Source organism: Pantoea sp. MT58, assembly GCF_014495885.1.
GTDB lineage: Bacteria > Pseudomonadota > Gammaproteobacteria > Enterobacterales > Enterobacteriaceae > Pantoea > Pantoea eucalypti.
On sequence record NZ_CP061083.1, the window covers coordinates 2,809,888 to 2,832,956 of the forward strand.

The 23,069-nt window shown below is 55.3% G+C and carries 18 protein-coding genes; 4 read left to right on the forward strand and 14 right to left on the reverse strand.

What is annotated here, in order from left to right:
• Positions 1 to 161 precede the first annotated feature (161 nt).
• Positions 162 to 1,319 (forward strand): M20 aminoacylase family protein, encoded by a 1,158-nt coding sequence (locus IAI47_RS13285; protein WP_008925083.1) that lies wholly within the window; start codon positions 162 to 164, stop codon positions 1,317 to 1,319.
• Between the two features lies 1 nt (position 1,320).
• Here the strand turns inward: IAI47_RS13285 and ybiB are convergent, their stop codons facing one another.
• The 4 genes from ybiB to IAI47_RS13305 all read right to left on the reverse strand — a co-directional run bounded on the left by ybiB (position 1,321) and on the right by IAI47_RS13305 (position 5,686).
• Positions 1,321 to 2,289 (reverse strand): DNA-binding protein YbiB, encoded by a 969-nt coding sequence (gene ybiB, locus IAI47_RS13290; protein WP_008925082.1) that lies wholly within the window; start codon positions 2,287 to 2,289, stop codon positions 1,321 to 1,323.
• Positions 2,290 to 2,315: 26 nt separating this feature from the next.
• A complete protein-coding gene (gene dinG / locus IAI47_RS13295; RefSeq protein ID WP_008925081.1) occupies positions 2,316 to 4,484 on the reverse strand; it encodes an ATP-dependent DNA helicase DinG in 2,169 nt (722 codons plus the stop codon).
• Between the two features lie 123 nt (positions 4,485 to 4,607).
• Complete coding sequence (locus tag IAI47_RS13300; protein ID WP_105099372.1) at positions 4,608 to 5,126, reverse strand: GNAT family N-acetyltransferase; 519 nt, start codon at positions 5,124 to 5,126, stop codon at positions 4,608 to 4,610.
• Complete coding sequence (locus IAI47_RS13305) at positions 5,123 to 5,686, reverse strand: XRE family transcriptional regulator (protein ID WP_008925079.1); 564 nt, start codon at positions 5,684 to 5,686, stop codon at positions 5,123 to 5,125. Before IAI47_RS13305 ends, IAI47_RS13300 begins: the two co-directional genes overlap by 4 nt.
• Before the next feature lie 148 nt (positions 5,687 to 5,834).
• Here IAI47_RS13305 and IAI47_RS13310 point away from each other — a divergent pair, with 148 nt between their 5' ends.
• Positions 5,835 to 6,569 (forward strand): MerR family transcriptional regulator, encoded by a 735-nt coding sequence (locus IAI47_RS13310; protein ID WP_003851779.1) that lies wholly within the window; start codon positions 5,835 to 5,837, stop codon positions 6,567 to 6,569.
• A gap of 176 nt (positions 6,570 to 6,745) precedes the next feature.
• Here the strand turns inward: IAI47_RS13310 and IAI47_RS13315 are convergent, their stop codons facing one another.
• Genes IAI47_RS13315 through IAI47_RS13330 form a run of 4 tightly spaced genes read right to left on the reverse strand, consistent with a single transcriptional unit; the run spans position 6,746 to position 10,495 of the window.
• Positions 6,746 to 7,477: an ABC transporter permease gene (locus IAI47_RS13315; protein ID WP_003851780.1), complete on the reverse strand. Its 732-nt coding sequence runs from the start codon at positions 7,475 to 7,477 to the stop codon at positions 6,746 to 6,748.
• Entirely contained in the window at positions 7,465 to 8,412 is a 948-nt protein-coding gene (locus IAI47_RS13320; RefSeq protein WP_008925077.1) for an ABC transporter ATP-binding protein, read from the reverse strand. The genes IAI47_RS13315 and IAI47_RS13320 overlap by 13 nt, the downstream gene beginning before the upstream one ends.
• Complete coding sequence (locus IAI47_RS13325; protein WP_008925076.1) at positions 8,405 to 9,580, reverse strand: ABC transporter permease; 1,176 nt, start codon at positions 9,578 to 9,580, stop codon at positions 8,405 to 8,407. Before IAI47_RS13325 ends, IAI47_RS13320 begins: the two co-directional genes overlap by 8 nt.
• Positions 9,581 to 9,583: 3 nt before the next feature.
• Positions 9,584 to 10,495, reverse strand: a complete 912-nt coding sequence (locus IAI47_RS13330; RefSeq protein ID WP_003851785.1) for an ABC transporter substrate-binding protein — start codon at positions 10,493 to 10,495, stop codon at positions 9,584 to 9,586.
• A 310-nt stretch (positions 10,496 to 10,805) separates the two neighbouring features.
• Here IAI47_RS13330 and IAI47_RS13335 point away from each other — a divergent pair, with 310 nt between their 5' ends.
• Positions 10,806 to 12,281: an MFS transporter gene (locus IAI47_RS13335; RefSeq protein ID WP_003851786.1), complete on the forward strand. Its 1,476-nt coding sequence runs from the start codon at positions 10,806 to 10,808 to the stop codon at positions 12,279 to 12,281.
• Between the two features lie 158 nt (positions 12,282 to 12,439).
• Here the strand turns inward: IAI47_RS13335 and idi are convergent, their stop codons facing one another.
• The 3 genes from idi to IAI47_RS13350 form a co-directional block, all read right to left on the reverse strand.
• On the reverse strand, positions 12,440 to 12,982 hold the full coding sequence (gene idi, locus IAI47_RS13340; protein ID WP_008925075.1) for an isopentenyl-diphosphate Delta-isomerase: 543 nt from the start codon (positions 12,980 to 12,982) through the stop codon (positions 12,440 to 12,442).
• A 146-nt stretch (positions 12,983 to 13,128) separates the two neighbouring features.
• Positions 13,129 to 15,024 (reverse strand): methyl-accepting chemotaxis protein, encoded by a 1,896-nt coding sequence (locus tag IAI47_RS13345; RefSeq protein ID WP_033743014.1) that lies wholly within the window; start codon positions 15,022 to 15,024, stop codon positions 13,129 to 13,131.
• Between the two features lie 190 nt (positions 15,025 to 15,214).
• Positions 15,215 to 16,324 (reverse strand): suppressor of fused domain protein, encoded by a 1,110-nt coding sequence (locus IAI47_RS13350; RefSeq protein WP_003851794.1) that lies wholly within the window; start codon positions 16,322 to 16,324, stop codon positions 15,215 to 15,217.
• A gap of 882 nt (positions 16,325 to 17,206) precedes the next feature.
• Here IAI47_RS13350 and IAI47_RS13355 point away from each other — a divergent pair.
• Entirely contained in the window at positions 17,207 to 18,121 is a 915-nt protein-coding gene (locus IAI47_RS13355) for a DMT family transporter (protein WP_008925073.1), read from the forward strand.
• A gap of 307 nt (positions 18,122 to 18,428) precedes the next feature.
• Here the strand turns inward: IAI47_RS13355 and dsdC are convergent, their stop codons facing one another.
• The 3 genes from dsdC to bglX all read right to left on the reverse strand — a co-directional run bounded on the left by dsdC (position 18,429) and on the right by bglX (position 23,042).
• Complete coding sequence (gene dsdC, locus IAI47_RS13360) at positions 18,429 to 19,361, reverse strand: DNA-binding transcriptional regulator DsdC (RefSeq protein WP_187961141.1); 933 nt, start codon at positions 19,359 to 19,361, stop codon at positions 18,429 to 18,431.
• Positions 19,362 to 19,772: 411 nt separating this feature from the next.
• Positions 19,773 to 20,648 carry an oxygenase MpaB family protein gene (locus IAI47_RS13365; RefSeq protein ID WP_008925071.1) on the reverse strand — a complete coding sequence of 292 codons (876 nt, stop codon included), beginning with the start codon at positions 20,646 to 20,648 and terminating at the stop codon, positions 19,773 to 19,775.
• A gap of 96 nt (positions 20,649 to 20,744) precedes the next feature.
• Positions 20,745 to 23,042 (reverse strand): beta-glucosidase BglX, encoded by a 2,298-nt coding sequence (gene bglX, locus IAI47_RS13370; RefSeq protein WP_008925070.1) that lies wholly within the window; start codon positions 23,040 to 23,042, stop codon positions 20,745 to 20,747.
• Positions 23,043 to 23,069 lie beyond the last annotated feature (27 nt).

Sequence of the window (23,069 nt, forward strand, 5' to 3'; positions counted from 1 at the left end):
TCTGACTTTTCCATTGTGAAACCCCTCGCTGAAATCACTTCCTTATTACTTATTCCATTTTGATTTAGCCTATAGCCATATTTAGTCCCGACAGCGATAGACGCCGCGCCACCCAATCACTAAAGTGAAATCTTCTCATTCTGTATGGAGCGCGACGCTGCATGACCCTTTCTCCTTCCCTGCTTGAAGACGCCCTGCACTGGCGCCGTGAGTTTCATCGCCAGCCCGAATTAGGTTACCAGGAACAGCAAACCAGCCAGTTTATTGCTGAAGAATTAGCGCGGGCGGGGCTGCAGGTGTTTCGTGGGCTGGCGGGAACAGGAGTCATCGGTACGCTGGAAAACGGTTCCGGTCCGGTTATCGGGCTGCGTGCGGATATGGATGCATTGCCGATTACAGAGAAAGGCGACGCTGAGTGGCGATCTTCGACGCCTGGCGTCATGCACGCCTGCGGCCACGATGGTCACAGCGCTATTCTGCTGGCCGCCGCCCGACAGCTGGCTGCCACGCGTCAGTTTAGCGGCACGGTGCATTTCATCTTTCAGCCTGCCGAAGAGAATCTGGGCGGGGCGCGCAAAATGGTGGAAGAGGGATTGTTCCAGCGCTTTCCGATGGATGCGATCTACGCGATGCACAACTGGCCGGGGCTGCCGCTGGGGTCACTGGCTGTTAATCCTGGCGCAATGATGGCATCGCTGGATTCATTCGAAATTACCCTGCACGGTAAAAGCTGCCATGCGGCGATGCCAGAAAGTGGCGCCGATCCGATGGTGGTAGCGGCCGAGCTGATTCTGGCGCTGCAGACGATTCCCTCGCGTCGGCTCTCGCCCCTCGCCTCTGCGGTGGTCAGTGTGACGCAGATCTACGGGGGTGAAGCGATCAACGTGATTCCGGAACAGATTATGCTGCGCGGCACAGTGCGCTGCCTGCAGACCAGCGTGCGCGAAAAAGTACGCGGACTGATTGATGAGTTTGTGACGACTCTGCCACGTCCGTTTGGCGTCAGCGGCGAGATTAACTGGCTGCCGGGCTATCCGGTCACGGCTAACCATGTGGCCCCGGCTGAGCAGGTGCGCGACGTGGCGCTGGCAACGCTGGGCGCAGAACAGGTTCACTGGCAGGTCAATCCGTCGATGGCATCAGAAGATTTTGCCTGCATGATGGAAGCCTGTCCCGGCGCTTACTTCTGGCTGGGCGCGGATGGCGAGACGCCCTCCGCGCCGCTACATAACGCTCGCTATGATTTCAACGACGCGCTGCTGCCGATTGGCATCCGTTTCTGGCAGAACCTGGTTGAACAGGCGCTGCCAGCCGCCTGACTCAGTATCCGGCAGCGGCAATCTGCTGCCCGGCCGCCGCCAGCGAGTCGCACTGGCCGCTGGCGCGCAGGCAGCAGGCGAGCTGCAATCGCAGTGACGCAGGCACCGGGCGCTGCTGATTCAGCACCTCATCAATCCAGCGCGCCGTCACCTCTGCCGTCTTGTCCGCCGGCAGTTCAACCGCCACTTCAGGCTGACGCTCGACCCACACTTCCGCTTCCACGCCTGCGCCCTGAATCATACTGATCGCCGGGCAGCGCTGCGGATTCGCATAGACTTCCCCTTCGGTGCCATTGAGCAGTATCGCTGGCGCATCAATGTCACTGAAGAATTTCGCCACGCGCGGCACATACTCCGGATGCGACACGCTCGACAGCCGCAGCGCCGCACGCTCTGCAAACGGGGTTGCCAGTTTTGCCAGCGTATGTGCGCTGTTACGGACGCCCATCCGCCAGCGCAGTGAGAGCTGTTTCGCCATCGGCGGGCAGAGGTGATCGATAGTAATAAAAACGAGTTCGCCCTGGTCGAGTCTCGCCTGCGCCGCTTCTGCGGTGGTGACAGGTGTTACACCCAGCGCGGCAAACACCGCCTCACTGGTGATACGCGTCGCGTCGTCGCTGACGCCATGTACCACCACCGGGAAGCCGAGTTTCACCAGCAGCAACGCCAGCAACGGCGTCAGATTGCCCTGGCGGCGCGCGCCGTTGTAGCTGGGGATGACGATCGGCATCGGCCGGTTTTCTGGCGCTCGCAGCTGCATCATCTGTGCCTGCATCGCCTGATAAAAGCCGCGCATCTCGTCTTCGCCTTCGCCCTTGATACGCAGCGCAATCAGGATGCCGCCCAGTTCCAGATCCGGCACTTCACCCGCCAGCATTGCGCCATACAGCGCCACCGCGGTATCAAAATCGATGTCGCGGGCATGATTTTTACCGCGCCCAATCTCTTTAATGATTTTATTCAGTTCCATCACTCGCTTCCGGTTAAGTGCGCGGCTTAGCGCCGCGTGGGACGTCGTTTTCGCACCGTGTTTTTTGGCGCCACGGTGACCGGTATCGCTTCCGGCTCTGGCGTTTCCGGCTGCGCAATCGGGAAGATCGGCAACGCGGCTAATAACCGACTGCCGTAGGATTTGCTCAGCAGACGACGGTCGTAAATAACGATTTCGCCATAACATTGATGGCTGCGAATCAGGCGCCCGACCTGTTGAATCAGGGTGAATGAGGCGCTGGGTAAGCTCTGCACCTCAAACGGATAACGCTTCAGGCTTTTAAGCCACTCGCCTTCGGTCAAAATTACCGGACTGTCCACCGGGGGAAAAGCGATTTTGTGAATATGCACCTGACTCAGCAGATCGCCCTTCAGATCAAGCCCTTCGGCAAAGGACTGCAGGCCAATCAGAATACTGGTTTCCCCTTTGGTGACGCGCTGGCGATGCAAATCGACCAGCCGGCTGCGCGGCTGATCGCCCTGCACCAGCATCGAGAGCCGCAGGTCAGGCAGACAGGCGACAAACTGCTGCATGGCCCGGTTGCTGGCAAACAGCACCAGCACGCCTTTGTGCTTTTTCTCCGCCATCTGCTGACGGAAGAAACCGGCCATCTCCGCAATGTGCTCCGCTTCGTGCGTCATCAGCGGCTCGAAGCGCATCTGCGGGATCACCAGCCTGCCCTGCTCTACATGGTTAAACGGCGAGTCCAGCGCCACAAACCGATCGCCTGCTTTTTCGCTGAGTCCCGACATCTCCTGCAGGCGGTTGAAACTGTTGAGCGATCGCAGTGTGGCAGAGGTGACCACCACATGTGGGATTTTGCGCCACAGCAGCTTTTCCAGCTGATCGCTGACGCGAATACCGGCGCAGTGAAACAGCAGATGCGCCTGACCTTCGCGCAGCTCGCGGGTGATCCATTTCGATACCGGTGCGCCAGACGCTTTTTCCATCGCCGCCAGCCGCCACAATTTGCTCACCGACTCAAACCAGCCAAACTGACGATTGAGCTGCAGCAGATTGCGATGCAATCGCACCACGTCCACCTTGCCAGTCTGCTCACTGAGTGCATTGATCAGGCCTTCGCTCAAACCGCGCAGCGCGTCGCTGAGTTTGAACAGCCGGGCACAGAGATCCAGCAGCTCCTGCGGAAGCGCACCCAGCACAAAGCGAAATTCGCCCGGCTGGTTATGCGGTGGCAGCAGCGGATTCAGCGCCTGCGCGGTCACGGTCAGCAGTTCGCGCAGCTCATCACAGTGTGCTTTCAGCCGCTCAGGGTTAGCCAGCGGCGGCGGCGATTTTGGCCGCATCTGCGTCATGATGCTGTCAACCAGCTTGATAAACAGGTCAAGTTGCAGGCTGCTCCAGCCCGGCGTAATGTCGGCGCTCATCTCCAGCGCATCGCGGGCTACGTCGGGCAAATGGTGCCCTTCATCTAACACCAGCATCAGGTTTTTAGCCGGTGGCAGCACCGACTCATTCTCCATCGCCGCCATCACCAGCGCATGATTCGCCACCACCACATCCACCTGCTCGATTTCGCGTCGCGCCACAAAGAACGGGCATTCACGATACCAGTGGCAGTGCGCGCCCAGGCAGCTTGCTTTATCGGTAGAAAGGCGCTGCCACAGGCTGTCGCTGACGTTCTCTTCGCTGTGATCGCGCAGGCCATCCCACTGATAGCGGTCCAGGGATTTTTGTAAGCGGCCACACTGCGTCTGTTCCTCTTTGGTGCTGCTGACCGCATCATCGTCCAGATAGAGCAGCAGATCGCCCTGCTGATCGGCGTCGGCTGCCATCGCCGCCAGATTGCGCGGACAGACATAGCGCCCGCGGCCAAAAGCAGCGGTAAAGGTGAGGTCGGGGATGATTTTCTTCAACAGCGGCAGATCTTTGGTGAAGATCTGATCCTGCAACGCCACATTGGCGGTGCTGATGACCAGTTGCTTTTCCTGGGCGCGGCTGGCCGCAATGCCTGGGATCAGATAAGAAAGAGTTTTACCCACGCCGGTCGGCGCTTCAACCGCCAGATGGCGCGAATCGTCACCGGCCAGGCATTTTGCCACTTCGGCAATCATCTGGCGCTGCGGCGCGCGCGGGATGAAATCAGGCACCTGCTCCTGAAGCGCTTTATACCATTGCGCTATCTGGCTTTTTACTGCGGCTGTCAGGGCCATGATTTGCGTTACCACACTGAAAATATGGCCTGTATTTTTACACAGTATCCCGGCGGCGTCAGCTTTCACGCCGAATTTTTCGTGCGCTGTCGTAAATTTCAGTGCGTGCCCGGCGGCGGTGATTTACGCCAGCACTTTGTACATTACGGTGGTGGCGTCCAGCACGCCTGCGGTGGATTCCGCATAAAACGGGATCGATCCCGCTACCTGCCAGCCCAGCGAGCGATAGAGATCGCTGGCGACATCGCCGCTGCGCGTATCCAGCACCAGCAGGGTTTTGACGCGCTCGCGCGCCCGCTGCTCGGCGCGCTGCATCAGTTCACGGGCGATGCCCTGTCGGCGTGCCTGCGGATGCACCAGCAGTTTGCTGATCTCCGCCCGGTGTCGGCCGTTTGGCATGCCGCTGCTATTGATCATCACCGTCGCCACAATGCGACCCTGTTGACGCGCCACGATTAACTCGCTGTCGCCGCCTGTGATGCTGATGATTCGCTGCTGCCAGAATCGCGTCATCAACTCACTGTCTTCAGCATCAATAAACCCGACGCTGGCCCCATCTGCCACACAGCCCTGTAAAACATGGGTCAGTTCGGCCAGATTCTGTTGCGCCTGGGTGGCGCTGAGGGTTACGTACTCAATCATGGTTTCGCCACCACCAGTAGATAGCGCGCGCCGTCGGTCAGGTGCGCCTCAAAAGCGGATTTTCCTGTCAGATGAAAACGTAAACAGTCACCTGGCTGCAACGTCCACGCCTGAGATCCCATCGTGACGGTGAGACCGCCCTCACGCAGCCAGATATGCTGCTCCAGTCCCTGGATGGGTGGTGCATCGTAATCGATACGCGCCCCAGGCCGTAACCTGCCCTCAACCAGTTCGCATCTGAAATGAAGTGCAGGAGGGGATATATTGCGGCGAATAAATCCGCTGGCCTCATCCTGCCACACCGGCTGATGCTGGCTGGTGACCAGCAAACTGGACTCCTCCTCCACCTCACTCAGCAGGCGTGACATCGTTAATCCGTAGGCGACACACAGACGGTTAAGCAGTGCAGCCGTAGGGCTGGTCTCGCCTCGCTCAATGCGCGATAATGTCGCACGACTGATGCCCGTGGCCACCGCAAGTTCATCCAGCGACCAGCCGCGTTGCAGGCGTAACTCTGACAGCCTCACAGCCAGTCGTTGCTCAGTATTCAGCTCAGACATTACTTTTCTCACTTATGGGAAACATTCTCTCAAATGAGATATAGCTGAAAAGGGCCGTATCAGTCAAGTTGTACATTGAGAAATGTATTGTACAACTTAGTTTGCTTCGTTATGGTAATTACACTCAGACCAATCGAAAGAGGAATTTATGACCTTATACAGTATCGGTGACGTCGCCGAGCGCTGTGGCATAAACCCAGTTACCCTGCGCGCCTGGCAGCGTCGTTATGGCTTACTGAAGCCGCAACGTACCGAAGGCGGACATCGTCAGTTTGATGAAGAGGATGTGCAGCGTATTGAAGAGATCATGCGCTGGATTGAAAGCGGCGTGCCGGTCGGTAAAGTAAAGGCATTGCTGGAAGGTGGCGATGTTGATGCACACGATGGCTGGACCACACTGCAGGATGAGCTAATCAGCGTATTACGTCATGTCAGACCCGCTAAACTGCGTAACAAAATTGCTGCGATTGGTCGCGAACATCCGATTGATGCGCTAATTGATCACGTTTTCATGCCTGTACGCCAGAAACTGAGTCTGGACCAGAATACTGCCCGAACCATGTGCAGCCTGCTGGATGGTTTGCTGATCGACTATGTCGCTTTCTGTCTGACCGGCAGCCGCAAAAAATCGGGAAAAGATGCGCTGATCATTGGCTGGGGTACCGACGATCGTACCCGTATCTGGCTGGAAGGCTGGCGTCTTTCACAGCATGGCTGGCGGATTGATGTGCTGGCTGAACCGCTTGATGTCCCGCGTCCTGAACTTTTTCCTGGCATGAATATGTTTGTATTTACCGGTAAAAAATTAACCCGTCGCCAGCAGGAACAGCTGTCACACTGGCAGGAACAGGGCTATGCCGTGCGGTTACATGAACCCGGCTGATAACAAAAAACGCACGCCGGGCGCTTTGCCTGCTGCCTTGCGCGCGCTATTATCCCCGCCTCACTGTTAACAAGTTCAGGTTTCCGTCATGAATGTCAAAAAAGCCTTTTTCGCCACGCTGTTTTTTATTATGGCGGTTGGCGGCACCAGCGGTCTCATGCTGGTGGGATACTCTCTCATCGTTCACTCACGCTAAGCCGACGTTGCAGGCGCTCAAAGAGGCGGTCGCTCACTATCGCCAGCAGCGCCACCAGTAGCGCTCCCTGAATCACGTAGGCGGTATTAAAGCCGCTTAGGCCGATAATCACTGGCGACCCGAGACTCTTTGCCCCGACCGTTGAGGCGATGGCCGCGGTACCGATGTTGATGATCACCGAGGTGCGTATCCCGGCAATGATCACCGGCGCAGCCAGCGCCAGCTCAATCTGCCACAGCCGCTGCCAGTTGCTCATGCCTACGCCAATAGCGATCTCCCGGCTGCTGGACGGTACGCTATCAATGCCCGCCAGGGTTCCCTGTAAAATCGGCAGTAAACCGTAGAGCAGCAGTGCCACCACGGCAGGCCAGGCACCAAAGCCCATCACCGGCACCGCAATGGCCAGCACGGCTACCGGCGGAATAGTCTGGCCCGCTGCCACGATAGTTTCTATCAGCGGCCGGAACGCACGCCCTGCCCGCCGGGTTACCAGCACGCCACTGCCAATGCCGATGACGATCGCCAGCAGGCTGGCGGTGATCACCAGAAACAGATGCGCCAGCGTCAACTGCCAGAAACTCTCCTGTTGATAGAGTGGCCGGGCCAGCTCCGGAAACCAGAGATGGAACAGCGGCCCACTCAAAGGCATTAGCGTCAGCAGCGCGCCATAGAGCAGTACCAGCCACAACAGCGGATCCCTTAGCCTGCGCATGTTAATGCCTCGCGCTGTCGCAGAAGGTCGCCAAAGTAGAGCACGCCCAGCGGCTGCTCCTGATCGTCAATGACCGGGAGTCTGTCTGTGCCCCGTGCAATAAACTGCGACAGGGCGTCGCGCAGCGTCAGCCCTGCAGCAATCGGTTCACCCGCCAGCCACTCGCCGCGTCGCACGGCATTACCCACCTGCTCCAGCGACAAGAGCCGTACGCCCATTTCGCTGCGGCCAAAGAAGTCGCGCACAAAATCATTTTTCGGCTGGGTCAGCAACTCAACCGGCCTGCCCTGCTGAACAATCTCACCGTTATCCATTAGCACAATGCGGTCCGCCAGCGTCAGTGCTTCGTCGATATCATGCGTCACCAGCACGATGGTTCGCCCCGACAGGCGATGAATACGCAGCATCTCCTGTTGCAGCACGCCGCGCGTCACCGGATCAAGCGCACCAAACGGCTCATCCATCAGCAGGACCTCCGGATCAGCCGCCAGCGCACGCGCCACGCCGACACGTTGCTGCTGACCGCCTGAGAGCTGATGCGGATAACGATTCAGCAGGCGCTCGTCGAGATTGAGCAGCGCCAGCAGCGTCGTGATGCGTTCGTTGATCTTTGCTCCGGACCAGCCCAGCAGCACCGGCACCGTGGCAATATTCTTTCGCACCGTCCAGTGTGGAAACAGCCCTATCGACTGAATCGCATAGCCCATGCGTTGCCTGAGCGAGCGGGCATCGAGCTGGCGAATCGACTCACCGGCAAAGCGGATTTCACCACTGTCATACTCCACCAGCCGGTTAATCATCTTCAGGGTGGTCGATTTGCCGGAGCCGGAAGTGCCGAGCAGTACACAGAACTCCCCTTTTGCCACCTGCAGCGACAGATCTTTCACCGCCGCCTTGCCGTTAAACGCGCGGCAAACGCTATCAAACTCAATCATCTTCTCTCTCCAGCAGTGAGATCAGCAGGCGGAACAGCGCATCGATGACGACCGCCAGCGCAATCACCGGGATCACCCCAAGCAATACCAAATCAAGCGCGCTGCTTAACAGCCCTTGGAAAATAATCGCGCCAAAGCCGCCCGCGCCAATCAATGCCGCAACCACCGCCATGCCCAGCGTCTGCACCACGACGACCCGCAGGCCCGCCAGCCAGACCGGTAGCGCCAGCGGTACATCCACCGCGACAAACTGCTGCCAGCCACTCATGCCCGTGCCGCGCGCGCTTTCGCGCACCTCCTGCGGCACCTGTTGCAAGCCCACCACCACGCTGCGCACCAGCGGCAACAGGGCGTAGAGCACCAGCGCGATCAAGGCTGGAGCCATGCCGATGCCGCTAATGCCCCAGTCACTGAGCCACGGAAAATGCTGCGCCAGTCCGGCCAGTGGCGCAATCAGCAGACCAAACAGCGCCACTGACGGCACTGTCTGAATAACATTAAGGACGCCAAACACACTGCCTTGCCAGTCAGGCCGCCGGAAAAGCGTGACGCCCAGCGGCAGTGCAAACATTAAGGCTGGCAGTATCGTACCCACCAGCAGAGTGAGATGACGGCTCAGTGCCGCATCAAACACCGCGTGACGGTTGGCATACTCTTTCAGCAGGGAGAGATCGCTGAGCTGGCCGCTGAACAGCAGCAACAGCGGCAACAGCCAGACCTGCAGATTGAGCAGCAGCTGAGCCAGCCGATGGGAAGTGAGTTGACGCACCTGATCGGTAATCAGCAGCAGAATGAGTGCACCACTGCACCATAAGCCACTGGCAAAGCTGGTTCGTGCCAGACGGCTGCCCTGCTGACTGAGTAGTGTCGCCTGATGACCGCTGAGCCAGAGCATGGCGGCCAGCAGCAGCTCTGCCGCCAGCAGGGCCAGTATCAGCGTAGTACGCCCAGGCTGACGCCACAGCAGCAACCACAGCATCATCAGCGGCAGCAGTAACAGCCCGGCGCTGCTGACCTGCCAGCTCATCAGCGGTTCACCCGCCACCAGCCGGTTAGGAGCGAAGTTAAGAAACGGCAAGGTCACCAGCGCCAGACTCAACAGCGTCAGCAGCAACAATGCTACCGGCTGCTGAGCCGGGCGGCGTATCGCGTCCCGCGCTATCAGCATCGGTTACAGCAGCTTTTTCTGCTGCAGCCACTCAGTCGCTACGCTGCTCGCATCCTGACCGTCGACCGCGATTTTCGCATTGAGCTGTTGCAGCGTCTTCTCATCAAGCGCGCTGAAGACCGGCTTCAGCCAGTCGGCAATCTGTGGGTAGGCTTTCAGCACCGATTCGCGGATCACCGGCGTCGGCGCATAGATCGGCTGTACGCCTTTAGGATCGCTGAGCGTCTGCAGGCCCAGTGCCGCCACCGGACCGTCGGTGCCATAGGCCATCGCCGCGTTCACGCCCGACGTCTGCTGTGCTGCCGCGCTGATGGTGACAGCGGTATCGCCACCCGCCAGAGACAACAGCTGATCCTGCTTAAGGTCGAAGCCATAGGCTTTTTCAAAGGCCGGTAAGGCATCGCTGCGTTCGATAAATTCGGCTGAGGCCGCCAGTTTGAAGGTACCTCCTTTTTTCAGGAAAGCGCTGAGATCGGCCAGCGAGGTAAGCTGGTTCTTCTCCGCCAGGTCCTTACGCACGGCGATGGTCCAGGTGTTGTTGGCCGGAGCCGGTGTCAGCCACACCAGATGGTTTTTCTCCGCATCCAGTTTCTTCACCTTTTCGTAGCCTGCGCCGGCATTTTTCCAGGCACTGTCTTTTTCATCGTTAAAGAAGAATGCGCCGTTGCCGGTGTATTCCGGGTAGATGTCGAGTTCGCCCGCCGTAATGGCGCCACGGACGACCTGGGTCGTGCCGAGCTGGATTTTATTGACAGTTTTTACCCCATGCTTTTCCAGCACCTGAAGAATCACATTGCCCAGCAGCGATCCTTCGGTATCAATTTTTGAGCCGACCCGCACAGGATCGGCCGCGTGTGCCATCCCCATGCTAAGCAGCAACGCGCTGACGCCCATCCAACCCCGAACTCTGACCATGGCCTTTTCCTTATCGCATTTTCGCGTGTTGTTTTTGTGTTTCGTGAGTGCGTGATGACTTACAAGGCGTCATGCGCCTGAGGGTGCAGGCTGCTCTCCTGCCGCTGAGAGTGTTGCTGGCAAGGCGTGCAGCGATAAATTATCTGCTTTAAAAGCGTAGCCTGGCATAGCGGTGATGCAGCGGACTTTATCGAAAATTAATAACGATTTGGGATTATAATATTATCTTATATAACTGAAATGAATTTACGTCTGGGCGTCTAAACGGCTATCCTCGGTAATATGTTTAAAATAAAAGATACATAACATCATGTCCGATCTGACTTCTTCCGCCCATGTGGCAACAGCAGGGAGTTCGCCCGGTGGCGAAACACAGTGGATTCGTAGCGCAGCTGACGTCTCCCGATTAGTCAACAGCGGCGACAGCGCCCGTAATAATGCCCGCATTGTGGTGGCGATTGCGCTGGGAGGCGTTTTTCTCGACGCCTACGACCTGGGTGCGCTGGCCTTTGGCATCAAAGACATCACACGCGAGTTTAATCTCACCCCAGCCGGCACCGGCATGGTCGCCTCGGCCATTACCTTCGGGGCGATTATCGGCGCGCTGATTGGCGGCTATCTCACCGACAAAATTGGCCGTTATCGGGTCTTCATGGCCGATATGTTCTTTTTCGTGGTGGCGGCTATCGCCTGTGCATTTGCGCCCAATGAATATGTGCTGGCTGGCGCGCGCTTCGTAATGGGGCTGGGCGTCGGGATCGATCTGCCGGTGGCGATGGCCTTTCTGGCGGAGTTTTCAAAGCTGCGCGGTAAGGGGAATAAAGCGGCCAGCGTGGCGATGTGGTGTCCGACCTGGTACGCAGCAATCAGCATCTCTTATCTGCTGGTGCTGCTGCTCTATGCGGTGTTGCCCGAAAGTCACACCGACTGGCTCTGGCGGCTGATCCTCGGTTTTGGCGCCGTTCCGGCGATTGTCATCATCGCTATCCGCAGCCGTTACATGAGCGAATCCCCGGTGTGGGCAGCTAATCAGGGCGACCTGAAAGGGGCCGCGGCGATTTTACGCAGTGCGTGGAATATCAACGCTCAGGTCGCGTCCGACGCCGCACTGACCGCTGCCACGCCGGTGCGTAAGGCAAGCTGGCGTAACTATGGTGCGCTGCTGCAGGGCGTCTATCGCCGCCGTACGCTGCTGGCGACCATTACCTCTATCGCCTCGTCGTTTGCCTATAACGCTGTGGCGTTTGGACTGCCGGTGATTATCTCCAGCTTCTTTGCTCAGTCGATGCTCACCACCATTCTGGTGTCGCTGGCACTGAATCTGCTGTTTGCCTTTGTTGGCGGGATTCTGGCGGTGCGACTGGTGCCGCGTCTGGGTGCGTGGAAGATGTCAGTGGCGGGATATGGTTGTCAGTGTGTGGCGCTGCTTGGGCTGGCGCTGATTGGTCGCCCGGAAGGCGGTCAGGAGGCAGCAATGGCTATCGCCATGCTGGCGTTGTTCCTGTTTGGTCAGGGATTCGGGCCTGGCTCGCACACCATGACGTTTGCCTCACTCAGCTATCCCACTTCACTGCGCGGCGTGGGCGTGGGCTTCAACCAGACACTGATGCGCGGCAGTTCAACCGTTTCGCTGTTTCTGTTTCCGGTGCTGGTCGCGGCGCTGGGCACTGGCGTGTTCTGGGTGATCTTCCTGGCGCCGCTGGCCGGTCTTCTGGCGCTGCTGGCCATCCGCTGGGAGCCGTCGGGCTATGATGTGGATGCGGAGGATTTTGAGCTGCCGCGTTAAACAACATTCCAGGCGTGGCGCGCACGCAGGCTCAGGGAACAAACGTCCTCTGCAAAGATGCAAAAGACGCCATCCCTGGCCCGCGATGCTTTGCGATGGACGTTTGCGCCCATCGCTGTGAATTTCAAACCGTCTGACCGCACCTTAGTGCGGTTTTTTTATGCCGTGACAGCCGGAAATGGAAACTGCTCCAGATAATCCGGGATACGCGGGAAGGTATGCAAAAACCACGGCGTGAACTGCTGTGGCTGCTGCTGCATCTGCTGCTCGATCATCGCCATCGGACGATAATCAAAGGCATCCGCTTCCTGAGGATTAAGCTGCGGCAGGCTGTCACAGATCGCAAAAAAGACATGACCATATTCATGCTCTGTCAGGCCATTGCTCAGCTTCAGGTTATAGCTCAGTTCAAACACCGGCGTCAGTGCCACTGTCATACCCATCTCTTCACGCAGACGGCGCTCGGCGGCGTCGCGGGTCGATTCATGGGGATAAGGATGGCCACAACAGGTGTTACTCCATAAACCACCACAATGATACTTATCGCTGGCGCGCCGCTGCAATAACAGCTCCTGCCGGGAATTGAAGATGTAGACCGTCACCGCGCGGTGCAGCAATCCTTTTTCATGCACTTCCAGCTTTTCCATTTTGCCGGTGGGACGATCGAGGTGGTCAACGAGGATAACTTCAATAGCAGACATGGCGTTTCCTTGAGATTATTCCCAACTATTCTGGCACAGAATGCGCAGTTTGGGCGGATCATCGCGGATTTTTTACCCAGGTCCGTCAGAGATAAGCGGATGAAGCAGAGGGGAAATCAGGCCAGCAAGGCTGGCCTGGAAGAGAATTACAGTCGGAAGCTCTGAACAACCCGCTCAAGCTGGGTACTCTGTGATTCCATCGCCTGCGCGGCAGCGGAAACCTGCTCCACCAGCACGGCGTTCTGCTGTGTGGTGCCATCCAGCTGGGTAATTGCCACGTTGACCTGTTCGATACCCATGCTCTGCTCACGGCTGGCTGACATGATTTCGCTCATCAGGGTGGTCACACTGCTCACGCCCTGCATGAGCTCATCCATGGTCTGACCCGCCTGTTCCACCAGCGCGCTGCCGGTATCAATGTTCGCCACTGACTCTTCGATTAACTTTTTAATCTCTCGTGCCGAGTTAGCTGAACGCTGTGCCAGGTTACGCACTTCCGATGCCACGACCGCAAACCCACGACCCTGTTCACCGGCACGTGCAGCTTCGACTGCGGCGTTCAGCGCCAGGATATTGGTCTGGAATGCGATGCTGTCGATTACGCTGATGATATCGACCACTTTACGGGACGAGTGATGAATCTCACCCATGGTGGTGACCACCTGACGGACCACTTCGGTGCCACGCGCGGCTACCTGTGAGGCATCGGCCGCCAGCTGGTTAGCATGCGTCGCGTTGTCGGCATTCTGACGGACGGTGCCGGTCAGCTGTTCCATCGACGCAGCCGTTTCGACAATCGAGCTGGCCTGATCTTCAGTACGGGACGAGAGATTGGCGTTGCCGCTGGCAATTTCCCGCGACGCGGCGGTGATCGCCAGCGCGCTGTCACCCACCTGCTGGAGCAGGCCCTGCAGATAGCTGATGAACTGGTTAAAGCTCTGCGCAACGGCGTTGAACTCCGGGCTGTTGCTGGCTGGCAGACGCTGGGTCAGATCGGCGCCACCCGTCGAGAGCGCTTCAATGTTGCTGTTCAGCACGTTAAGACGTTTCATCATGGCGCGGACAAATCCCAGCGACACCAGCAGCAGGATTACCGCCAGAGGAATCTGCACCAGGCCCAGTCGGGTCAGCATGTTATGCGACTGCGCTTTCAGCAGGCTGGTCGGCAGACTACTGGCGAGATACCACGGGCTGCCGGGAATCGCCTGAACGAACAGGGTCTGCTCGCCTTCGCTACTGTCATAGGTGGTTTCCAGCGGCTGGCTGCCAACACCGTTCAGCAGCGCTTTAAGCGGTGCTGCCATCGGCATCTGCACGTCAGCCAGGTTCTCCAGCTTCGGTGCGGCATTGACCAGCGCGCCATTGCCCACGACTTTGCCGTCGGCTTCAACAATCAGCACGTTGCCATGAATGGTTTCACCCATCTGCTTCGCCAGCTGATTAAAGAACCCCAGCGTGACGTCGATAGTGGCAACACCCCAGGCCGTGCCATTTTTGTAGATGGCCATAGCACAGTTAGTACGCGGCTGCGGACTGGCGGCATCCTGATAGGCTTTAGCCCAGGCACACTGCCCTTTTGCAGCAGCCATGCCATCTTTATACCAGGGTTGCTCCCAGTATTTGTCGGCGGCGTCGGAGTTCCAGTAGGTATTGACCTGCAGTTCATTGCTGGCATTACGGGCAAAGAAGCTGCTGTCTTTCTCTTTGGCCGGATCACGACGGTTTGGCAGTGGCCAGATACCGCCACCAAACACATTGCTGTCCTGATACTGGTTTACCAGCGTCGGTAACAGGGTGTCGATAGTCGCGCTGTCCATAACGGAGGCCGCTTCGGTAATCGCACGCTGCTGAGCCTGCACGCGGTTCATCTGTTCAACGATGCCAGAGGCCAGTGAATCAACCTGATAGCGAACCAGACGGCTTTCGCTGTCGACGAGCTGTGGTGCGACGAACTGATTAATCACCCAGACTGTAACGAGTAAAAGCGCAACAAAGAATGCGATCATTGTTGCGGTAAAGCGGGATTGTGTTGTTTTGAACATCTTCATGCCCCTGCCCCTGGTACGGCGCGATTGCCTTATTCGGGTTAACGGCTCGCTTAAGGGGAACTTGAGATGGGCGGGATCACATATTTAAGAAATGTATGATTTATGTGAAATTTAATTTCACTCCGGGACTATCACCTCCCCGACAGCCGCCGGGGAAAGTGTCTACAGGCGCGTCATTGCTAAGCTACTCTGGCGAATCGACCACCTGCTGGCGTGGACGGAAAACGTGATCGTTACCGTCTGCTGTTAACAACTCCCGTAACTTCTGGCCGCCGTGTTCATCGGCCTGCGCGAACTGCCGCTCCGCTTCAGTAATCGGCGTTGTCCAGAGCAGCGTCGGGCGATCGCCATCACGCTTGGGCAGCGTGAACTGCCCTTTTTCGGTTGCCAGTTCATTCGCCAGCAGGAAGCTTTCAAAGCCGACCGGTGCCACTTCTGACGCCAGCGTATGGCCCTCGCCCAGCCAGGTGAGACGCGCCCAGGGCAGATGTACAAATTCCGCCAATGCGCTGGCCATCTGCACCGCATTGCCTTCCGTCATGATTTCACCGTCAACCGCCATACCCAGTTCGATACGTCGATACTGCGGTGCCAGCTCATCAAACAGATAATCGACCTGCGGCATGGGCCGGATACTCATGCCAAGCGTCAGGAAATACCAGACGCCCTGATGCCAGTGCTGCGAGATTGCCATTGGCGGCCAGCTACCCTGATCAATCGCGTAATATTTCACCGACTCACCGAAACGAGCCTGATAGCAGGCCATGAGATCCTGCTGGACCTTATCCCACTCGCTGCCGTCGTGCCATTCTCGCCAGAACTGACGCTGATGCTCTGCACGGGCATAGTAGTCATTGGTTGATGCTGACCCCAGTGGGGCCGTCAGCCGGTTCTTTTTGATGCAGCCTGCGGAGAAACTCACCTGTTTCTCCTGATAGAGGCTCCAGCCAGGGATGACAGCCAGCAGCTGGCCGTAATACCACAGTGCTGCACCATCATCAGAAGGCTCCCACAGGATCTGCAGACCGGCCGGGTCCAGTGCGGGTTCCGCTTCCAGATTACGGCAATACTCTGCGCTGAGCAGCGGCGCTATGCCCTGCTCCATCGCCTCGCGATCTTCCTGCGCCGGTGCAGGCAGCAGGTTTCGCAGCCAGCAGCCGCGCACAGCATACTGACTGCGGAACAGGTCGGTGGGCCAGATGTAAAAATAGGCGGTGCGCTCATCCTGTTCGACAATTGCGGTCAGGGTGCGCTGCTGATTGTGGACTTCAGCAATCAGGGATTTGTACGTCATAGTGCCTCGACAAAGCCTGGAGGAATCCATTTTCCCCGAGAATAGAGCAGGATCCTGGCTACGGCGATATGAGACAAGGGTAATAGTCTCAAAGTGCATCTCAGGATGATGTAGAGCGAGGAGCTGATGAAGGATTCTTGTACCAAAAACACTTTTACACGACCCGGATAAACAGTGTGAAATTCCAGAGCGATGCGATTAAAAAAAGACTAAGGTTTTAACATAGGATGAGACGATCATCGCCTCATGCTAATCATAAAACCATACAGGGCTTTCTAAAAGAATAGCGTCTGTTTGCATCGATAATGACCGGCCCTATGCGTAAATCCGACTGCCTGATGTTCCTATGCAGAAACTGAGCAAATATCAATCATAAAAAATCAGCTGTGGCTAACTGCATCCTTTTTTCAAATAGCTCGGAAATCCTCAAAGAAATGATATTACCCTTGAGATGAATTCATATCATGTAAAGCATGATATATATCATTTGAAGCTTAAGGCAAAAAAACGTTAAATATCCCTATCGAACTAAATCCATGTAACCAAAGCGGAAGGTTGAATCCGGCACATCTGATTATAGTAGTTTTGCGATCCCCGACCTGTATTGCAGAATGTCATTCTGCGCATCCTGAACGCTAATATTTTCAATAATAATACCATTAACAATTACCCTATTCCCCCGTAACACTGCAGGAAAAATGAAATAACCCGAAAGCGGACAAAGAAACGCGAATATCCATACCGGAAAGATGTTAAAAATATAACGCACCATCCTGAATCAGCGCTAAAAATAAAAAACTCACAATTTTTCGTTCATACAAACGAATTATGATATCCGGACACGCCTGATATCGCCTATAGCCTGGAGTTAAAGAAAATATTATGCGTTTACCTTTAAACAGCAAAGCGATCATGATCATGACGCTCATCTGCTTTGTATGGGGACTACAGCAGGTTGCAATCAAGGCTGCCGAAAAAGAGGTTTCACTCACTCTGCAGATTGCTATGCGATCCGGTCTCGCGGCATTAGTAATATACGTTTATGCAAAGATTAAAGGAGAAAAATTTTCAATGGAGAAAATAACACTCTTCGCAGGCGTTTGTGCAGGAGTCCTCTTTGCGCTGGAATTTTTTTTTCTTTCTGAAGGACTACGCTACTCCAGCGCATCGCATATGGCGGTACTTCTTTATACTGCTCCACTCTATTCTGCTGTAGGCTTGCATATTTTTTCTGCCGAAGAAAAACTTACTGCCCGACAGTGGTTTGGTGTGATGATTGCATTTTTTGGGCTGGTGGTAAGCATGATCAATACAGTCGCTCATGCTGGCTTTGACAGCATTAATTATGGCGATTTGTGCGGACTACTTGCTGGCCTGGCCTGGGGATGCACTACCGTAGTTATACGTACAACGCCACTTTCTGTGTGCTCAGCAAAACAGACCCTGCTGTATCAGCTTTCAGGTGCATTTATCATTCTAATGACCATATCGCTCTTTAATGATGGTTATCATTTCAAGCCAGGTACAGTGGCATATGGAAGCCTGATATTCCAGACATTAATTGTTTCAGTAATCAGTTATCTTGTGTGGTTCAGCCTGCTGCGAAATTATCAGGTAGCCTCACTTTCAATGTTGACATTTATGACACCTTTTTTCGGAATACTTTCGGGCATAATAATATTGCATGAAAAAGTTCAGGCCAACTTTATTGCTGGCACAGTGCTGCTTATTATTGGCCTGCTTTTTATTACAGTAAAAACGCATCAACAGCATTCAAAAAATAAGTCAGTAAAATGAATTACGATATTTTAAGTTATAATATAAACTGCACTGGAGGTAATAAAATTATGATTCAGGTAACAAATTACTCTCACGGTGCGCCTCTCATCACATTGAGTGACAATGCCAGCATTGAAATCATGAGAAATAGAAAATGGTTTAGTGTTGCAAAAAATCAACGTATTGAGATACTTCGATTTGGCGACGATACAGCAATAGCATGGAACGAAACCAGGTCACATATCGATTATTTTAAACATGGAAAAATCTTCAGGTGCAATCTTATTTCCTGGTATAGCCCCGACACCTGGGCTAAAAAAAAATATTAATATACATCAGGCAGACAACTCAGGAATCGCTTAAAAGCCATGATTTTTGGCCACTGCCTGTCGGATATTATGCAGTTGAAGTAACAGTGCTCTACGGGCATCAGCATGCCCGGGAAAGGAAAAATTAATTCTCCTCTTTCCGTCCATTCCTGGACAAGATTAATTCTTCCCATCGCAATACCAAGATGCCGGGAAGCTGCAATCAGAGCCAAATCAGAACGGTCAAAGGATATTCCTTTTAGATCAGTATCAATATCCAGCTGAAAAAAACTTGACCAATTTGCCCATTCATTTTCACCTGAGTTAAAACGATCGTGCAGAAAGATACAATCTGACAGTTTTTCGGGATTGTTATAAAGACCATGATTTCTGGCATACCGCGGAGTACAGACCGGCGTTATGGCTTCTTTCATGAAGATCTCTTCTGTATAGCTTTCAGAAAACGAAGGTTTTCCGAAGTATATTGCCAGGTCTACTCCCCGATTAGCCAGATTAATGGCTTCAAGTCCGGTCAGAATCTTCAGCTGAACGGCAGGATTCTGTTCTATAAACTTATTAAGATGAGGAAGAAGAAGGCACTGAACGATAGACGGATGTGAATAAACAGTCAGATCACCTGTAAGCCCGCTATTCCTTATGTAATTAACCTCTTGATTTAAAAGATTAAAAGAATTTTTTAGTGCCCATTGCATCCGTTCTCTTTCAGGCGTGAGAGCTATTTTACGATGGAGCCTGTAAAACAAGCTGAAACCCAGTTCTTTTTCAAGCTGGCTGATACGATGGCTCACCGCGCTTGGGCTAACGAATAACTCCTCGGCAGCAAGCGCAAATGATAATCGCCGTGCAACACACTCAAAAGTATGCAAGCGGGAGAGCTGATAGCCGGTCAGAGAATTAAGTATCGGAATGTTCTTGCTGTCAGAAAACACTTTTCCCCCAGAGTCGTTAGTCAAAAGAAAATACTTATTATAACCGCTCACGGATATGCCCAACTTATCCTTTGCTGGAAACCAGGCCTGGAGAAACAGCCATAATCTGTCTCAGCCTGTAAGCTTTATGGCTGGCCCGGAACGATCAATTGTTGAAACTGCTGTACAAAAGATTATCAGTGTAAGACATGCAGAAGCCTGAACAGACTATAAACGTCAGAGCATAACCTGCTTTTTCGTGGTCATAGCTTCAGGAAACGCTGCTTGCTCTCGCGTGACATTTTCGGTTCTGCGGGAAGCCATAAAAGCGCCTGTAGGGTTACTTTTAAAGCACTGAACCCGCGTCGTTATGCTGGTAAAACTTAACCATCTGACTTACTTAAAAAACGAGTAAAAAAGATACCAGTCACCTCAGTGCGGATCTCTCCCCATCCGCACCATTGCCCGATACCACGCTCCGCGCTGAATCGACCATCTCAACCCCAACGCGATGGCATTAATCTTCTGGTCAATGATCGCCTGCTCAAAGCGGCCGATTTCTCTACCGGACATCGCCTGCGCCCAGGCTGGCATTAACCCGAAGCCTGATTTCAGCATGATTTTCATCACTGGTTTCGCCTGCCAGCTCGGTGCAGGGGCGTTCATCAGCAATCGCGTCACTTCGGCGGTACGCTCATCAAAGCGCAGCTCTGCTCGCATCTGTTGCAGGTAATCCGCCACATCAACAACGCTTTTCGGCACCTTCTCCGCGCCCAGCGCCTCGGCAATCTGCGCCGCTTCCTGATAGTACTGATCCTGTTCGGCGCGGCTGAGCTGCGGATTTTTGTAGCGCAGATGCGCCGCCAGAAAACGGCTGGTCTCCGCCACATGCACCCAGGTCAGCAGATGTGGATCGCTGGCGGCATAAGGTTTGCCTTCGCTGTCGACGCCGCTGACTTTCAGATGAATGCGTTTCACCCGCTCAATCAGCGTCCGGGCATCCTGCGAATTCCCGTAGGTGGTCACGGCGATAAACTGACTGGTGCGCCTCAGGCGGCCCATCATATCTTCGCGGAAATTGGAGTGATCCCAGACGCCCGCCAGCGCCGCTGGATGCAGCATCTGCAACAGCAGCGCGCTGATCCCGCCGCACATCATGGAGGTGAAATCACCGTGGACGCGCCAGATCACGCTGTCCGGGCCATACAGGCCGGGATCGCCTGGCGGTTGAGAGAGGTCAAATTCATTCATCGACAGACCATTAAGGCGGAAGACCTGCTGCTGAATGCGGTCACGCAGATTAATCATAGCGGCTCTGATAGTGGATATGATGCGACGCGTGATAGCAGGACGCTCACGACGCGCCGCATCACCTTCCCCTGCATTCAGGGGAAAGGCTGACGGTTATTGGTAGTTGAACTGCGCATCCTGAGTACGCACGGAATCGAGTCCAATCATCACGTTGAATTTGCCTGGCTCGGCAACATGCTGCATCTGCTGGTTCCAGAATTTAAGCGCATCGACGTCGATCTTAAAGGTCACGGTTTGCGACTCGCCTGCTTTCAGCATGATGCGTTTGAAACCACGCAGCTCCTGCACCGGACGGCTGATAGAGGCGACCGGATCGTTCAGATACATCTGGACCACCGTCGCACCATCACGCTTACCGCTGTTAGTTACCGTTACGCTGGCCTTAATGCTGCCATTACGCGGCATGGTCGGTGAAGACATTTTTACCGGCGACACGGTGAACGTGGTATAGCTCAGGCCGTAACCAAACGGATAGAGCGGGCCGTTAACCGCATCATAGTAGTGCGAGGTGTACTTGTTCGGCTTCGCAAAGTTGTAAGGCCGGCCAGTTGGCAGATGGTTGTAGTAAATCGGAATCTGACCCACTGAACGCGGGAAGGAGACCGGCAGTTTGCCCGATGGGTTATAGTCACCGAACAGCACATCGGCGATGGCGTTGCCACCTTCGGTGCCACTGAACCAGGTTTCCAGCACGGCATCAGCCATGCGATCTTCGTTCACTATCGACAGCGGGCGGCCGTTCATCAGTACAATCACCAGCGGCTTACCGGTAGCTTTGAGCGCGGCTAACAGCTTCTGCTGGCTCGGCGGGATCACCAGATCGCTGCGGCTGGAGGCTTCGTGCGCCATACCCTGCGCTTCACCCACGGCGGCGACCACCACATCGGCCTGCTTCGCTTTAGCGACCGCGTCATCAATCATCTGTTGCGGTGAACGCGTATCAACAGAAACCGCCTGCTCATAGAGGTTCAGGAAGTCCTGAATCCCTTTGTTGTCGGTGACGTTCGCGCCCTTCTCATACAGCAGCGTCGCTTTGCCTTCGGTGGCATTGCGCATGCCCTGCAGCAGCGAAACGGATTGCTTCGCCACGCCCGCCGCAGACCAGCTGCCCATAATGTCGCGCTGACTGTCTGCCAGCGGACCAATCAGGGCGATGGTGCCCGATTTTTTCAGCGGCAGCGTTTCCAGACGGTTTTTCAGCAACACGATGCTTTTACGCGCGACGTCGCGCGCTTCAGCCCGATGCAGACGGCTTTCCGCATTGGTATCCTGCGGGTCACTCTCTTTCGGACCTAAATGGCTGTAGGGATCGTTAAACAGGCCCATGTCATATTTGACGTTAAGCACATGCCGTGCCGCATCATCAATTTCAGCCATGGTAACGTCGCCGCTCTTCACCAGCGCAGGCAGATACTTGCTGTAATATTCGTCGCTCATGCTCATATCGACGCCCGACTTCAGAGCGATGCGCACCGCTTCCTGCGGATCGCTGGCGACGCCATGTTTGATCAGCTCTTTAATCGCACCGTGATCGCTGATGGTGATGCCTTTGAATTTCCACTTATCACGCAGCAGATCTTTCAGCAGCCAGCTGTCTGCCGTGGCCGGTACGCCATTGATGGAGTTGAGCGCCACCATCACGCCGCCGCTGCCCGCATCCAGTGAGGCTTTGTAGGGCGGCAGATAGTCCTGGAACATACGCTGCGGACTCATGTCCACGGTGTTGTAGTCGCGTCCCCCTTCCACTGCGCCATAGAGTGCGAAATGCTTCACGCTGGTCATTACGCTGTAGCGATCGGCCGCGCTTTTTCCCTGCATCGACTGCACCATGCTGCGACCCATTTCGCTGGTGAGATACGTATCCTCACCGAAACCTTCGGAACCACGACCCCAGCGCGGTTCGCGGCTGACATCCACCATCGGTGCCCATGTCATATTCAGCCCATCGTCGGCCGCTTCATAGGCGGAGACGCGCCCCACCTCTTTCACCGCATCCAGATCCCAGCTCGACGCCAGGGCTAAAGGAATAGGAAAAATGGTGCGCTGGCCATGAATAACGTCGTAGGCGAAAAACAGCGGGATTTTCAGGCGGCTGAGCTGCATCGCCTGATCCTGCATCGCGCGGATATCCTGACGGGTCACAGTATTAAAGATCGCGCCAACCTGACTCTTCTGAATCATGTCGCGAATCACTTCTTTCGGATTATCAGGTCCGACGCTGATTAAACGCAGCTGGCCGATTTTCTCGTCCAGCGTCATTTTTTTAAGCAGTTGGTTAACGAAGGCATCCCGCGCCTGTTCGGTCATCGGGTGGTTACCTTGCACTGTCTCAGCTAAAGCGGGTTGCATCGCGAGGGAGACAGCGAGACTAACAGAGCAAATCCATTTCATCAGGTTGGGTTCTCTTAAGTAACTGCG

What these genes read in the sequence shown, in the direction of transcription:
- IAI47_RS13365 (WP_008925071.1), bottom strand. Translation starts at nt 20,648, where the DNA reads ATGATTAATCTGCGTGACCGCATTCAGCAGCAGGTCTTCCGCCTTAAT.
- bglX (WP_008925070.1), bottom strand. Translation starts at nt 23,042, where the DNA reads ATGAAATGGATTTGCTCTGTTAGTCTCGCTGTCTCCCTCGCGATGCAA.
- IAI47_RS13325 (WP_008925076.1), bottom strand. Translation starts at nt 9,580, where the DNA reads ATGCTGATAGCGCGGGACGCGATACGCCGCCCGGCTCAGCAGCCGGTA.
- IAI47_RS13335 (WP_003851786.1), top strand. Translation starts at nt 10,806, where the DNA reads ATGTCCGATCTGACTTCTTCCGCCCATGTGGCAACAGCAGGGAGTTCG.
- IAI47_RS13320 (WP_008925077.1), bottom strand. Translation starts at nt 8,412, where the DNA reads ATGATTGAGTTTGATAGCGTTTGCCGCGCGTTTAACGGCAAGGCGGCG.
- IAI47_RS13345 (WP_033743014.1), bottom strand. Translation starts at nt 15,024, where the DNA reads ATGTTCAAAACAACACAATCCCGCTTTACCGCAACAATGATCGCATTC.
- IAI47_RS13350 (WP_003851794.1), bottom strand. Translation starts at nt 16,324, where the DNA reads ATGACGTACAAATCCCTGATTGCTGAAGTCCACAATCAGCAGCGCACC.
- IAI47_RS13305 (WP_008925079.1), bottom strand. Translation starts at nt 5,686, where the DNA reads ATGTCTGAGCTGAATACTGAGCAACGACTGGCTGTGAGGCTGTCAGAG.
- IAI47_RS13330 (WP_003851785.1), bottom strand. Translation starts at nt 10,495, where the DNA reads ATGGTCAGAGTTCGGGGTTGGATGGGCGTCAGCGCGTTGCTGCTTAGC.
- dinG (WP_008925081.1), bottom strand. Translation starts at nt 4,484, where the DNA reads ATGGCCCTGACAGCCGCAGTAAAAAGCCAGATAGCGCAATGGTATAAA.
- IAI47_RS13315 (WP_003851780.1), bottom strand. Translation starts at nt 7,477, where the DNA reads ATGCGCAGGCTAAGGGATCCGCTGTTGTGGCTGGTACTGCTCTATGGC.
- ybiB (WP_008925082.1), bottom strand. Translation starts at nt 2,289, where the DNA reads ATGGAACTGAATAAAATCATTAAAGAGATTGGGCGCGGTAAAAATCAT.
- idi (WP_008925075.1), bottom strand. Translation starts at nt 12,982, where the DNA reads ATGTCTGCTATTGAAGTTATCCTCGTTGACCACCTCGATCGTCCCACC.
- IAI47_RS13355 (WP_008925073.1), top strand. Translation starts at nt 17,207, where the DNA reads ATGCGTTTACCTTTAAACAGCAAAGCGATCATGATCATGACGCTCATC.
- IAI47_RS13285 (WP_008925083.1), top strand. Translation starts at nt 162, where the DNA reads ATGACCCTTTCTCCTTCCCTGCTTGAAGACGCCCTGCACTGGCGCCGT.
- IAI47_RS13300 (WP_105099372.1), bottom strand. Translation starts at nt 5,126, where the DNA reads ATGATTGAGTACGTAACCCTCAGCGCCACCCAGGCGCAACAGAATCTG.
- IAI47_RS13310 (WP_003851779.1), top strand. Translation starts at nt 5,835, where the DNA reads ATGACCTTATACAGTATCGGTGACGTCGCCGAGCGCTGTGGCATAAAC.